Here is a 13,223-nt window from a genome sequence, read left to right as displayed (position 1 = left end):
TCCCGCAGCCCCGCCCCGGTGGTCACATCCCCCGCGCCACCGGGGCGGTTCCGGCGTTCCCGGACGACGGACCGGTGCGGACGGTTTCAGGCATCGCCCATGACCAGGCCCTCGATGGTGTGCTTCTGCGTGACCGGGACCAGTTCGTCCACCACCGCGCAGTCGAGGTGGCGGCGCACCCGCTCGGGCAGCGCGTCCCAGTAGCCGCGCGTCACGGCCGTGTCGTGCCGCTCACCGTTGGTGGCCTCGGGACCGTCGACGCCGAGCACGAGCACCGGGCGGGACTTCACCGACCGGTTCGCGGTCCCGCGGTGGATCGTCAGCGCGCTGCGTACGGAGATGTCCCCGCGCCGCGGGTACTTGCGCACCGCGCGCTCCAGGTAGCGGCCGTAGTGCGACCTGGGCGGGAACATGCCGTGGTCGAACTCCGGGCTGTCGTCCCACTGGGTGCCCGGTGCGATCTCGAAGGGCCCCATGTCCTCGGCGGTGTCGACCGTGGTGACGTTGAAGGCCAGGGAGGTCAGGCGCCGTTCGCGGCGCGTCTCCTCCGGCATGGGGAAGTCCCGGTGCCAGGGCTGGTCGACAGCCCCCTCCAGCGGCACGTCGAAGCCGAGCTCGACGATGCGGTACTCGGGACCGAGGACCGCCGTGCACACCGAGCGCACCCAGGGGTGGTCGACCAGCTCGACGAAGCCCCTGATCTGCTCGGGGTGGATCTCGACGTAGTAGCGGTGGGGACCGCGCCCCACGGCTCCGCCCTCGCGGGAGCGCGCCTCCTCGAAGGCGGTCGCGACGTCCTCCCCCAGCCGGTCCGCCCAGTCGGCCGTGAAGGCCCCCTTGCGGGCGCTGATGCCGTCGGTGTAGAGGGCGTCGACGTCGGCGGAGACATCGGCGTCGAGCCGGTCCGGGGCGATGCCGGCGTACGCGTGCGTGCTCATGGGCGCCTCCTTGCGCGGTGCGGGTCGTCCCATCATGCATACGTTGAATGCAACGTTGCAATACCCGTCGGCAGATTTTCCGGACGGGCGCCGGACCGTGGGAGGATGCCTGCGTGACCAGCCGTTTGAAGGACGTCGCCGCCCGTGCCGGAGTGTCGATCCGCACCGTCTCCAACGTGGTGAGCGGATCGGCCAACGTCGCCGAGGAGACCCGCGCCAGGGTGCAGCGGGTGCTGGACGAGCTGGGCTACCGGCCCAACCAGGCCGCCCGCAACCTGCGCGGCGGCCGCACCGGGCTGGTCGGCCTCGCCATCCCTGAACTGCACTCGCCGTACTTCGCGGAGCTCGCCGGGCTCGTCGCCGAGGCCGCGGCGCAGCGCTCGTGGACCGTCGTGATCGACCAGACCCACGGCGACCCGGACGCCGAGCGCAGACTGCTGGAGGGGACCGGCGGGCGCCTGGTCGACGGCCTGATCATCAGCCCCTGGTCGATCGGCCCCGAGGAGCTGACCGCGTGCGCCGGCGGCGTGCCCGTGGTACTGCTCGGGGAACGGGCGACGCACGGCCTCGCGGACCACGTCGCCGTCGACAACGCGCTCGCCGCCGAGGAGGCGACCGCGCACCTGCTGGCCGGCGGACGCCGCCGCATAGCCGCGATCGGACTCCAGCCGCACCTGAGCAACGGCACGGCCCACCACCGGCTGGACGGGTACCGCACCGCGCTGCGCAAGGCCGGCGTGGCGCCGGACCCGGCGCTGGAGGTGCCGGTGCGGGCCCTGCACCGCGCGGACGGCGCGCGGGCCATGAGCGACCTGCTGCACGGGGGCGCGCGCCCGGACGCCGTGTTCGCGTTCACCGACGAACTCGCCCTGGGCGCCCTGCACGTGGCCGGCGCCGCCGGGCTGCGCGTGCCGCAGGACCTCGCCCTCGTCGGGTTCGATGGCATCGAGGACGCCCGCTACGCCAACCCCGCGCTGACCACCGTCGTGCCGGACAAGCGGCAGATCGCCGAGCGGGCCCTGCAGTGCCTGGCCGACCGCATCCACAGCCCGGCGACGGGGGTGCCCCCGCTCGACATCGTCGTGCCGCACTGTCTGGAGGTCCGCGCCAGTACGGCCGGGACGGACTGAGCCGGGGCGCACGCACGGCACCGTGCGGGGCAGGAGGTGCCGCGTGCCGGTACATGCGTCCGTGCGCTGTCCCTGCCCCGGCCCGCCGGTCCGGGCTGTGGCGCCCTTCGCGCACGCTCGTCTACCGTGGAGCAAGAGGTCGGTGCCCGCGCGGACGTTATCCGCAGCGCCACCGCACCGCTCGGCTCCCAGACCCCGGGCTGCTCACAGGAACAGGACGGCCACGGACGGCCGGAGCCCCCGGATCCTCGCAGCGGACACAGGGGCCCCGGCATTCGGTCCTCCCGTCGTTCCGGAGCGACTCCCGCGCGCTCCGACGAGGGAGGACGAACCGGCGCGGGGACACCTGCGGATGGGGAGCCGACAGTGCCCCCGCGCCGGCCCGGCACGGCACGGCAGCGCCCGGTGTCAGTCCCGCTCGGGGACGGCCATCTCGCCCAGGGGCGACCAGCCCTCCTGCGGGACGACCGCGTGGACGATCTCCGGAGTACGCGCCAGATGGGCCGGCAGAGTGCCCTGGGCCTTGACGAAGTGGTCCGAGCCGACGTGCGCCGCGCCGGCCTCCTCGTCACGGAAGGCCTCGACCAGTACGTACTCGGTGGGGTCCTCGACACCGCGGGACCAGTCGAACCACAGGCAGCCGGGCTCGGCGCGGGTCGCCTCGGTGAACTCGCGGGTGATGTCGGGCCAGGCGTCGGCGTGCTCGGGCAGCACCCGGAACCTGGCGGTGATGAAGATCATGACTCTCCTCGGAGGTGGATTCGGGGACGTGCGGGGTGCACGTGGTTCAGGGAACCAGGATCGCGCGGCCCCGCACCCGCCCGGCGTCCAGGTCGTCCAGGGCGTCCTGGAACCGGTCGAGGGGGTACCGCGTGGTGTGCAGCCGTACCTTCCCCTGCGCCGCGAGGACCATCAGCTCGCACAGGTCGGTGTAGGACCCGACGAGGTTGCCGACGAAGCTGATCTCGGCGGAGACGATGTCGATGGTGGGGACGTCGATGTTCTCCCCGTAGCCGACCACGTGGTAGTCACCGGCCCGCCGCAGCATGCGGACGCCGTCCCGGGTGGCGCCCCCTTCCCCGACGAAGTCGATCACGGCTTCGGCGCCCTTCCCGTCGGTCAGGGCGAGGACCTCCTCGACGTGGTTCCCGGCGGCCACGACGCCGTGGTCCGCGCCGATCGAGAGGGCCAGCTTCAGCGCGTCGGGGTTGCGGTCGACGACGACGACCTGCGCGGCCGTCAGCGCCTTGAGGACCTGTACGCCGATGTGCCCGAGCCCGCCCGCGCCGATCACCACGCACCGGTCGCCGGGGCGCAGCCGGCGGGCCGCCTTGGCCACCGCGTGGTAGGCGGTGAGCCCCGCGTCGGCGAGCGCGGCGACCTCGGCGGGCTCCAGGGAGTCGGCGATGCGGACGACGCTGCGGGCGGAGGTCTTCAGGTACTCGGCGTAGCCGCCCGCGGTGTCGATGCCGGGGAAGAGGCTCTGCTCGCAGTGGACGTCGTCGCCGGAGCGGCACGCCCGGCACAGTCCGCAGGTGACCAGCGGGTGGACGATGACCTTGTCGCCCTCGGCGACGTGGGTGACGGCGCTGCCCACGGCGTGCACCCAGCCGGCGTTCTCGTGCCCGATCGTGTAAGGCAGCGTCACGCCGGACTTCTCGGCCCACTGCCCTTCGAGGATGTGCAGGTCGGTGCGGCACACACCGGCCCCGCCGATCCTCACGACCACGTCGTACGGGCCGGTCACGGTGGGGCCCGGTACGTCGGCCATTTCGAGGTTGCGGCCGTACCCGACGACCTGGACTGCCTTCACGGGGTGTGCTCCTCGGTGCGGGAGGGGTGGGGTCCTGCGAGTGGGGGTCCTGCGGCCGGGTGGTGTCCTCCCGGCGGGGCGTCTGGTCCGGGGCGGAGTCCGGGTAGCGGGTGCGCAGCAGGCCGCGGCAGAAGTGCGCGTTGCCGTCGATCGACAGGCGGACCGAGCGGGCGAAGCGCAGCCGCAGCGGGATCTCGTCCGCCGCGTACGGGCGGCCGGCGTCGTCGACCATGGCGGGGTCGGACGGCTCCGTGCCCAGCCCGAGGGCGTCGCGGCGCCGCAGCAGTGCCCGGGTCGCGGCGGTCGGCGGCAGGTCGCCGAGCGTGATGCCGTGCAGGAGTTCCGGCGTCAGGGCGGGATCCTGCCGCAGCAGTGCGGTGAGGGCGCGTTCCATGGCGGCGGCGTGGGCCTTGCGGCGGAAGACCAGACGCAGCCCGTCGAGGCTGTCGTCCGCCTCGGCCCCGAAGGTGCCCCGGTAGCCGGCGTCCGCGGCCAGTCCCCGGTTGATCAGGTCCGAGTCGTGGTGGTCGTCGAGCAGGACCGTGACCGCCCCGGCGCCGGGCAGGGCGGTCAGGGCGTCCTTCGCGTCGGACGCCATGAGGTAGGCGAAGTTCGGGGAGCAGAAGGAGGTCGGCAGCCGCAGGTGCACGGTCAGCCGGCGGTCGCCGTCCGCCGCCACGGACCGGACGAAGCCGAGGTCCGTGATCGGTTCGTCCAGTTCGGGGTCGAGGACGCCGTCGAGGGCGCGGCGGGCCCGCTCCTCCAGCGCGTCCGTCGTGGCCGCTGCGGCCGTGGCCGCCGTGTCCGCTGTCGTGGTGCGCTCCTCGCGCGCCGGGGCGTGGACGGCCATGTCATACCCCCGCCGGCTGGGGCAGGGTCAGGTGCGCGGGGACCGGGATGTCGTACATGGCCGCCGCGTTCAGGCCGAGGATCTTCTTCTTCTGTTCGACGGTCAGGGGGGCGTACTCGCCCTGCATGTCCTCGGGGATCTGGAAGTCGACGAACTTCTCGACCAGCCAGCGGGGCGTCCAGAGCGCGTAGTCGCTGGAGAACTGGATGCGGTTCTCGTCGAGCCAGAACAGCAGCTCGCCGATGATCTGCGCGAAGTAGCGGGGGCGCAGGTGGATGAACGGCATGGCGACGGCGAGGCCGGCGTGCACGTTCGGTTCCTGCGTGGCGATCCAGCAGAAGTCCTCCAGCCGGGGCAGCCCGCAGTGCTCGACGACGAAGTTGAGCCCGGGGAACTCGCTCGCGGCCCTGTCCACGTCCGCGACGTCGAAGGCGTCCCGGTCGAGCGGGCGGATCGTCGGCCCCTTGTGGATGTGGATGTTCCTGACGCCGAGCTCCTGCGCGGCCTCCAGGTAGCGGTACGACCACGGGTCGTCGAGCTTGTAGCCGCGGGAGTCGCCGTGCCACTCCGCGGTGTAGAGCTTGGCGCCCTTGAGCCCGAACCGCCGCGCGTCCCTGCGCAGTTGTTCGAGCCCCTTCTCCTCCAGGCGCGGGTCCCAGCAGTGGTTGTAGGTCAGCTTGTCCGGGTGCTGCCGCGCCAGCGCGAAGGACTCCTCGGTCTGGCCGAAGCCGGTCCCGTAGAACGCGCCGAGGTGCGCCGGCTGGAAGATCGCGTGGTCGACGTGCCCGTCGTCGAAGAGGTCCTTCATCAGCCGCTGCCCGCCGTAGTAGAGGAAGTCCTCGTACGGCCACAGCTCCGACTCGGGGCTGAGGTTGCGGTGGTAGTCGTAGAAGCAGTCGATGAACTGCTTGCCGTGGATGTTCAGCTGGTTGGCGGGGCGCGCGTCCCACAGGGCGATGTGCGCGTCCACGATGAAGTAGTTCTCGCCGTCCTTGGCGTACATGTCGGTCTCCGTCCCGGTGACGACCGTGTTCCGGAGAGCGACGTTAGGCAGGGCCGCGGTGGCGGGGCAGGCCCGCGGTGTCTCACTTTGAGACGGTCGGCCCGGGTGCCGTCCGCGCCGCCCGCAGTAGCCTGACCGCAGATCGACGCACGGGCTCAGCGTGGAGGCCGCAGTGGACCAGGACCGCACAGGGGCGCCCGTCGCCCGCCACGACGACGGGACGGGCGCCGGGGCGGCCGCGCTGACACCGCGGCTGCAGGCGTCGTGGCAGCGCAGCAGGGGGTATGGGCTGACGCCGGAGGACCTGCAGCCCGTCTTCACGGGGTCGGTGGACACCGACTGCCTGCTCTACGAGTGCGGTCACGAGGTGCTGCAGGGGCTGCGGGCCACCCTGGCGAACGAACCGGTCAGCATGATGCTCACGAGCAGCGACGGGCTGGTGCTCTCCCGGCTCTGCAGCGACTCCTCGGTCGCGCGGTCCCTGGACCGCGTCAACCTGGCCCCCGGCTTCTTCTTCTCCGAGAGCAACGCGGGCACCAACGGGATGGGCCTCGCCCTCGCCGACCGGGCGCCCTCGCTGGTGCGGGCCGAGGAGCACTACTGCACCAGCCTGCGGCAGTACACGTGCGCCGCGGTGCCGGTGCTCGACCCGCTCACCGGGGACCTGGCGGGCAGCATCAACCTGACCACGTGGTCGGACTCCTCCTCGAAGCTGCTGCTCGCGCTGGCCCAGGCGGCGGCCGGGAACACGGCCGCGCTGATGCTGGCCCGCGGGGCCGGGCGCCGGCCGCGGCGGGCGCCGCGCGGCGAGGTGTACCAGGTGTTCACCGGGCGGACCCGGGTGGAGAGCGAGCCGCTGCCCCTCTCCGCGCGCTGGACGGACGCCGTCGAGGAGGCCCGGAGCGCCATGGCCGAGGGGCACCTGCTCGCCGTGGTGGGCGAGCCGGGGGCGGGCAAGGCGACCCTCGCGTCCCTGGCCCGCCGCCGGGTGCGCTCCCGGGAGCGCGTGCTGTGCACCCGGCCGCCGCTGGCCGACGACATCACCGCCTGGATGCGGCTCTGGGCGCCCGAGCTGGCCAAGGACGACACCTGCGTGATCACCGCGGGGGTCCACACGCTGCCCGCGTGGGCCGCCGAGCACCTGGCGGAGCTGCTCTCGGACCGGCCCCGCGGGCCGGGGCCGGACGGCCTCGCGCACCCGTACGCCGCCGTGATCACCGCCGAGGACTACACCCGCATCCCGCAGGCCCTGCGCTCCCTGGTGGGCGCGGTGGTGGAGGCCCCCGCGCTCCGGTCCCGGCCCGAGGACGTCCTGCCGCTGGCGGACCACTTCGCCCGCAGGTTCCGGGGCCGTCCCGTCACCTTCTCCCCCGCGGCCGCCCGGGCGCTGTCCGACCACCACTGGCCGGAGAACAGCAGGCAGCTCCAGCGGGTCGTCCGCGACGCCGCCGCCCGGACCGACGTCGTCGACCTGCGGCACCTGCTGGCCGACGTCTTCGTCGGCACGCCGCACCGGCTGAGCCGCATCCAGGCGCTGGAGCGCGACGAGATCGTCCGGTGCCTCACGGAACCGGGCACCACGGTGGCTCAGGCCGCGGACGTCCTCGGCCTGAGCCGCGCGACCATCTACCGCAAGATCGCCCAGTACGACATCAGCATCCCGGCGCGTACGCGCTGAGGGGACGGGCCCGGGGCCGCCGGGCCGCACGGGCACGGGTCACGGGGCGGCCCGGTCCGAGGCCGGCCAGACGTAGGGCACGTCCTCCGGGGCGTCCGGGAAGAGCGGGGCGTAGAACTCGGGGGCCTTGCGCACCAGCGCCGACTGGTGGCTGTGGTGGAAGGCGGGCTCGCCGAGCCAGGGCGGCAGCTCCCCGGCCTCGGCGAGCTGCCCCTGGCCCCGTACGGCCTTCCCGGGGCGGTGCCCGGTGAAATCGGTGACGAGGGTGGCGGCGCAGGTGTCGGCGCGCCCCTCCGCGACCCATACGGCGCACATGTCGAGGCCGTAGCGCACGAGGGCCTCCTCGTAGCCGGTCCACATGCGCACCGCGGGATGGTTGCGCCATCCGTAGCCGGGCACGATCAGCCCGCGCAGCACTTGGAGGGCCTCGACCCGCTGCTTGCCCAGGCGCGCCCGGTCGAGGACCGCGGCGGAGCGGGTGAAGTCCGCGTACGGAAGGAAGGTCTGCACACCCCATGTGTACCGCGACCGCCCGATTCCAGACGTGTGATCCGGATGCGGTCGCCGGCGAGCCGGACCGGGACCGGACGGAACGGAGGCCCGGGACGGGACGGGACGGATCAGTGGTGGGCCGGGCCGGTCGGCGTGTCGCGGGGGGCGTTCGCCTGCTCGGGCCTCTCTCGGTAGTGGTGGGGGGCCGTGCCCGTGACGCGGCGGAACACCCGGCTGAAGTACGCGCGGTCCCGGAAGCCGACGGCCCGGGCCACGCTCTGCACGCTGTCGTCGCTGGAGCGCAGGCGGTCCGCCGCGCGGCTGATGCGCAGGCGGGTCAGGTAGTCCCAGACCGTCAGGCCGTACCGCTGCTGGAAGAGCTTGCCCAGGTGGTCGGGGCTGACGCCGGCGGCCTGGGCGACCTGCCAGCGGGAGATAGGGCGCCGCCAGTGCTCGTAGAGGTAGACGAGGGCCTCGTCGAGGACGTCCCTGGTGCGCGGCGGCAGCCGGGAGTCCTGCCCGGCCAGCTCGCGCACCAGCGCGGCCGCCTCGTGCGGCGCGAACACGTCCATGTCCAGCATGAGCAGCGCCGGGTGCTGGCGTCCGCGCCGCGCGTCCGCCGCCGTCATGCCGTCGTGGTCCACGACGACGACGGGGCACAGGGCCCGCCCCGTCCCGTCGTGCAGCCGGTCGACCACGTCCAGGGCCTGCAGGTCGGGCAGGGCCCGCTCCAGCACCACCAGCCGCGGCGTCTCGTCCGCGACCAGCGCCAGCAGCGTCGTCGCGTCGGTGGAGACCCGCACCGGATGGTCCGGCAGGGCCGTCTCGGCCAGCCGCCGCAGCGACTCCCGGGAGTCCTGCGAACCGCCCGCGACGACCACCGGCTCGGCGAACCCGGCGGGCCGCAGCGCGCGCAGCGCCTGCGGCAGGTCGGTGCCCTCGGCGCCGAACAGGACGAACGGGGTGTGGCGCAGGGCCGGGTGGTCGTAGAGCCGCTGCACGGCGCGCCATTCCTGCGGCCGGTCGGGCCGGGCGTCCCACACGACGGCTCCGGGGGTGCGGTGCGCGAGGGACTCCATGGGGTCCCTCGCGGCATCGGCGCGCACCACCTCCAGGCCGTGCCGGGCGGCGTGCTCGCGCACGTCCGCGCCCAGCTCACCGGGCGTGACGACGAGCAGCGGGGCGTCGCCCGCGCCGGCCAGGTGCGCCTGCCCGTCGGGCGAGGGCAGGGGCAGCTCCAGTACGTACCGGACCCGGTCCGCGCCGTCGGAGACGGTCAGCGCTCCCCCGTGCATCATGGCCAGGCGCCGGGCCGTGGTCACCCCGACGTCCAGGAGCTGCCCTGGCCGGGCCGAGGAGGCGCGGGCGCCGGGGACGCACACCGTGACGCGTACGCCGGCCGGGCCGAGGGCGGCCGTCACGAGCGGCGGGGCGTCCCCGGTGCGGGCCGCCGCCGAGACCAGCACGTTGTGCAGGACCTGCCGCAACCGCGTCCCGTCCACCCACACCGAGGGCAGCCGCGCGGGGAGGTCGGCCGTCCAGCCCGGGGCGGGTGCGGTGCCGGAGCCGGCGGGCAGCGCGGCGGCCGTCGCCGCGCAGGCCTGCGCGAGGACGGGCAGCGGGTCGATGAGCCGCCGGGTCAGGAGGAGGTCGCCGGCCTCGGAACGGGCGAGGTCGAGGAGGTTCTCCATGAGGTGCAGCACGCGCACCGCGTCCCGTCGGACCTCCGCGAGGGCGGCGCCGGGGTCGCCGCGGTGGTGCAGCATGGCCTCGACGGGTGTGCGCAGCTCGTCGGTGACGTGCGTCAGCAGCCGGGTCTGGAACCTGCTGGCCTGCTCCGCCGCGTCCCGGGCGCGCCGCACCTCGTCGAAGAGCCCGATGCCCTTCAGCGCGGCGCCGAGCTGGTCGCCGAGCTCGCGGTAGAGCGCCCCGTCGTGGTACGCGGCCTCGCCGGAGGCCGCCTCGAACACGGCCACGCCCAGGTGTTCCTCGCCGATGTGCAGGGGTTCGAGCACCAGCGTGAACCGGCGGTCGCGCGGCAGCAGGGCGTCGGGGAGCAGCAGGGCGGGCGGGAACGCGGGGCTGCCGAGCGGCCCGGCGGGGCCGGGTTCCTGGCCCGCCTCCGCGCGGGCGAGCAGGGGGCGCGCCGTGCCGAGGGCCGCCGGGGAGGAAGCGTCGGCGTTGCGGTCGTACAGGACGATCCGGCAGTGCGGGACGCCCGACCGGCCCAGATGGCGCTCCAGCACGTCCGAGAGTCCCTCCAGGTCCACGACGGTGGTGAGCGCGGTCCCGAACTCGCGGAGTCTGCGCGCCCGTTGGGTCTGCGACCAGCGCTCGTACTCCAGGAGGGCGCGCGAGCGCTCGGCCACGACGAGCCTGGCCTGTCCGAAGAGGAGCTCGCCCGTCCGGCGCAGCGGTTCCGGCAGCGTGTCGACGACATCGCGACGGGCCGCCTCCAGCGCCTGGTGCCAGCGGTCCACCTCGGCCTGGGTGCCGGCGCTGCTGCGCAGCAGCCGTTCGACCAGCGGGAGGAAGCCGCCGGGCCGCTCGGCCCCGTCGTCCGCGGGTGTGCGCGGCCCGCCCTGCGCCGGTGTGTGCGGCCCGCCGTCCGCCGATGTGTGCGGCCCGCAGTCCGCCGGTGTGCGTGACCGGCCGTCCGCAGCGGTCGGTTCGGCCGGGGCGGCGGTTCCGGCGAGTTCGGCCCGGAAGGCGGTGGCGAGGCGGGAGCCCCCGGACGCCAGGACGGCGTCCACCGCGTCCCAGCCCTCGGGGCGCCGTGCGGCGGCCGGCGGCGCGGGGACCGAGCGGGGCCGGTACGACGTCGGGTAGGGGCAGCCGCAGGAGCGGCGCGGCACCAGCGTGGCGGGGATGGTGGTGCGGTCCGGCGGGCGGGTGCCGCGCAGCCGGGCCACCAGGGTGTCCACGGCGAGCGCGCCCAGTTCCTCGAAGGGCAGCGCCACCGAGGTCAGGGGCGGGTCGCCGAGCCGGGCCTCGGGCGAGTCGTTGAAGCCCACCACGGCCACGTCCTCCGGGACCCGGATGCCCTGTTCGGTGAGGTGGCGCAGCGCTCCCGCGGCGAGCACGTCGCTGCAGGCGAGGACCACGTCGAAGTCGACGCCGGGGACCAGTCCGCGCGCCTCCAGCAGGACCCGCATCGCGGAGGCGCCGGCCGCGGCGGCGAAGTCGACGGCGGCGCCCACGTGTTCGTCCCGGATGCCGTGGTGGCGCAGGGCGTCGACGCAGGCGCGGTAGCGGTCCTCGGAGACCGGGTTGTCGAGCGGCCCGTGGAGGCAGGCCGGTTTGCGGCGTCCGTGCCGGACGACGAGGTGCCCGACCAGTTTGCGCATCCCCGCGTGGGAGTCGATGGACAGCACGTCGGTCTCGTCGCCGAGCGGCTGGTTGAGGCTGATCAGCGGGAGGTGCGCGAGGCGGCGCAGCAGGCGGCGGGTGCGGGGGCCGGCCGAGGGCAGGCCCAGGGTGGAGCTCCAGCAGACGACGCCGTCGAGCCGGGCAGGGCCGACGAGTTCGTACAGTTCGCTGCGGGTCACGTCCCCGTGGCGGAGGTTCCCGCCGGGGAAGCAGATCAGGTTGACGTCGTTGCGCTCGGCGGCGGCACGGGCCCCGGACCACAGGGTCGCGCCGACGCCCAGGTGGATGTTGGCGGTGAGCAGCCCGAGGGTCAGCGGCCGGTCCGTGCGGTGCCGGACACCGGGCCGTTCCGGCCCGTGCGGGTCCGTCCCCGGGGCGGTCGTCCCTTCGGCGGTCGTCCCCGCGGCGGTGCGTGGTCCCGAGTCCATCGGCGCCCCTCGTCCGGCCTCCGTCGGGGTGCCCCGGGGATCGCGGTGCCGACGAGGCCCACGGCACCGTAGGGGAGGCCGCAGCGCGGGGCAAGACCGGTGACATGGGGGTCACCGGTCCTGCCCCGTGCGCTGTGCGGCGGTGCGGCTCTGCGGTGGTGCGGTGGTGCGGTCCTGCGGACGCCGCGGGTCAGATCTTGCCGACGCCCGCGCCGGCGGTCACGGTCGCCTTGACGGTCGACGCCGACTGCGCGGTGTAGCTGTACGGGATCGACGCCACGGAGCCACCGGTCTGGCCGGAGCCGGAGCCCACCAGGTGGTTGTTCCTCGCCACGAGCGAGCCCGCGTCCGAGGAGCCCTCACCTAGGTGGTACGGGTCGTCGGTGTTCTCGAAGTAGTTCGCCTCGACCAGGACGCCCGCGTTCTCGGTGGACGCCACGCCGTAGGAGCCGATGTTGCTGAAGTAGTTGTTCAGCACGTGGACCGGGTTGCCGAACCGGACGCGCGGGTTGCGCTGGTTGGTGCCGTCGAACCAGTTGTGGTCGTAGGTCACCTTCAGCTTGCCGGTGTCCTCGCCGGAGTTGTCGTCGGAGTGGCCGAGCAGCATGTTCTTGTCCTGGTTGTGCGTGCGGTTCCAGGACACCGTGATGTTCGTCGAGGCGCGCTTGATGTCGACGGCCCCGTCGTACGCGCCGGAGATGTCGTTGTGGTCGATCCAGACCTTCGTCGAGTACTGGACGTTGATGGCGTCGTCGTTGGACCCGGAGAACGTGAGGTTCTGGATGATCACGTTGCTCACGCTCGCGACGTTCAGGCCGCTGCCGGTGATCTTGCCGGCGGTGCCGACGCCGACGATCGTCTTGTTCGAGGCGACCTTGGTCATCTCCGTCAGCGCGATGGTGCCGTTGACGCGGACGATCGTGGCCGCGCTGCTCTGCACCGCGGTCTTGAAGGCAGAGGCGTTGGTGACGGTGACCGTGCTGCCGCCCGCTCCGCCGGTCGTACCGGCGCCGAAACCGATGGGAGCGGCGGCAGCGGCGGCCGTCGGCTCCGGCGGTGCGGTGGTGGAACCGCTCGCCGTGGTGGCTCCGATCACCGCGAGTGCGACGGCACTCGCCGCCGCGGCTCCGGTCAGGGTGAACCGTGCGCTCGTCCTGCGCATGTGGATCTCCGTCCGTGGGGTTGAGGAGAAGTGACGTGCCGGTGGGGGGTTGCTGTGCCGGGGCCGCGCGGTCGGCTCGCTGCGAGACTAGAGCGGCGGATGTGGACAATGACGTGCCGTGTGTGGACTATTGCGTCCTGCGCACGGCCGGTGCCCACGGGGCGCGTGCGCTCCCGCCGCCCGGGACGGCCGCACCGTGCCATGCCCCGTCCGGTCAGGTGCCTTGTCCGGTCCCGGGCCCGGTCCSGMWCCGGGCCCCGGGTCGAGGCAGCCGCGTACCGCTCCGCGCGCAGCAGTGGCCCCCGCCGGCGACGAGGCGCGGACGAGGGCCTGGGGATCCGAGAAGGGGACGGCACGGGG

General features: G+C 74.1%; 9 protein-coding genes and 1 pseudogene. 2 read left to right on the top strand and 8 right to left on the bottom strand.

Annotation, left to right across the window (positions count from 1 at the left end; all coding sequences use genetic code 11):
* Nucleotides 1-86 precede the first annotated feature (86 nt).
* A complete protein-coding gene (locus tag FGF04_RS12665; protein ID WP_149511413.1) occupies nt 87-938 on the bottom strand; it encodes a phytanoyl-CoA dioxygenase family protein in 852 nt (283 codons plus the stop codon).
* A 113-nt stretch (nt 939-1,051) separates the two neighbouring features.
* On the opposite strand from FGF04_RS12665, the gene FGF04_RS12660 reads away from it, so the two are divergent.
* Nucleotides 1,052-2,068: a LacI family DNA-binding transcriptional regulator gene (locus FGF04_RS12660; RefSeq protein WP_149511412.1), complete on the top strand. Its 1,017-nt coding sequence runs from the start codon at nt 1,052-1,054 to the stop codon at nt 2,066-2,068.
* A gap of 408 nt (nt 2,069-2,476) precedes the next feature.
* On the opposite strand, the gene FGF04_RS12655 is transcribed toward FGF04_RS12660, so the two are convergent.
* The 4 genes and pseudogenes from FGF04_RS12655 to FGF04_RS12640 all read right to left on the bottom strand — a co-directional run bounded on the left by FGF04_RS12655 (nt 2,477) and on the right by FGF04_RS12640 (nt 5,734).
* Nucleotides 2,477-2,809 carry a putative quinol monooxygenase gene (locus FGF04_RS12655; RefSeq protein WP_149511411.1) on the bottom strand — a complete coding sequence of 111 codons (333 nt, stop codon included), beginning with the start codon at nt 2,807-2,809 and terminating at the stop codon, nt 2,477-2,479.
* 46 nt (nt 2,810-2,855) lie between these two features.
* Entirely contained in the window at nt 2,856-3,881 is a 1,026-nt protein-coding gene (locus FGF04_RS12650; protein ID WP_149511410.1) for an NAD(P)-dependent alcohol dehydrogenase, read from the bottom strand.
* Nucleotides 3,882-4,431: 550 nt separating this feature from the next.
* Nucleotides 4,432-4,731: pseudogene (locus tag FGF04_RS41015) on the bottom strand (iron-sulfur cluster assembly protein); the annotation flags it as partial.
* A 1-nt stretch (nt 4,732) separates the two neighbouring features.
* A complete protein-coding gene (locus FGF04_RS12640; protein WP_149511409.1) occupies nt 4,733-5,734 on the bottom strand; it encodes an amidohydrolase family protein in 1,002 nt (333 codons plus the stop codon).
* Nucleotides 5,735-5,906: 172 nt separating this feature from the next.
* On the opposite strand from FGF04_RS12640, the gene FGF04_RS12635 reads away from it, so the two are divergent.
* Nucleotides 5,907-7,412 (top strand): AAA-type ATPase lid domain-containing protein, encoded by a 1,506-nt coding sequence (locus FGF04_RS12635; protein WP_149511417.1) that lies wholly within the window; start codon nt 5,907-5,909, stop codon nt 7,410-7,412.
* Nucleotides 7,413-7,451: 39 nt separating this feature from the next.
* Here the strand turns inward: FGF04_RS12635 and FGF04_RS12630 are convergent, their stop codons facing one another.
* The 3 genes from FGF04_RS12630 to FGF04_RS12620 all read right to left on the bottom strand — a co-directional run bounded on the left by FGF04_RS12630 (nt 7,452) and on the right by FGF04_RS12620 (nt 12,863).
* Nucleotides 7,452-7,922 carry an MSMEG_6728 family protein gene (locus FGF04_RS12630; RefSeq protein WP_149511408.1) on the bottom strand — a complete coding sequence of 157 codons (471 nt, stop codon included), beginning with the start codon at nt 7,920-7,922 and terminating at the stop codon, nt 7,452-7,454.
* Between the two features lie 110 nt (nt 7,923-8,032).
* Nucleotides 8,033-11,701: a substrate-binding domain-containing protein gene (locus tag FGF04_RS12625; protein WP_149511407.1), complete on the bottom strand. Its 3,669-nt coding sequence runs from the start codon at nt 11,699-11,701 to the stop codon at nt 8,033-8,035.
* 190 nt (nt 11,702-11,891) lie between these two features.
* Nucleotides 11,892-12,863, bottom strand: a complete 972-nt coding sequence (locus tag FGF04_RS12620; RefSeq protein ID WP_149511406.1) for a pectate lyase family protein — start codon at nt 12,861-12,863, stop codon at nt 11,892-11,894.
* Between the last annotated feature and the right edge of the window lie 360 nt (nt 12,864-13,223).

The organism is Streptomyces apricus, assembly GCF_008369065.1.
Classification (GTDB): Bacteria; Actinomycetota; Actinomycetes; order Streptomycetales; family Streptomycetaceae; genus Streptomyces; species Streptomyces apricus.
This window is presented reverse-complemented; position numbering and strand designations above follow the sequence as displayed.

Bases quoted from the DNA above. Each gene is read 5' to 3' on its own strand.
- FGF04_RS12665 (WP_149511413.1), bottom strand. From the start codon at position 938: ATGAGCACGCACGCGTACGCCGGCATCGCCCCGGACCGGCTCGACGCC.
- FGF04_RS12655 (WP_149511411.1), bottom strand. From the start codon at position 2,809: ATGATCTTCATCACCGCCAGGTTCCGGGTGCTGCCCGAGCACGCCGAC.
- FGF04_RS12640 (WP_149511409.1), bottom strand. From the start codon at position 5,734: ATGTACGCCAAGGACGGCGAGAACTACTTCATCGTGGACGCGCACATC.
- FGF04_RS12625 (WP_149511407.1), bottom strand. From the start codon at position 11,701: ATGGACTCGGGACCACGCACCGCCGCGGGGACGACCGCCGAAGGGACG.
- FGF04_RS12620 (WP_149511406.1), bottom strand. From the start codon at position 12,863: ATGCGCAGGACGAGCGCACGGTTCACCCTGACCGGAGCCGCGGCGGCG.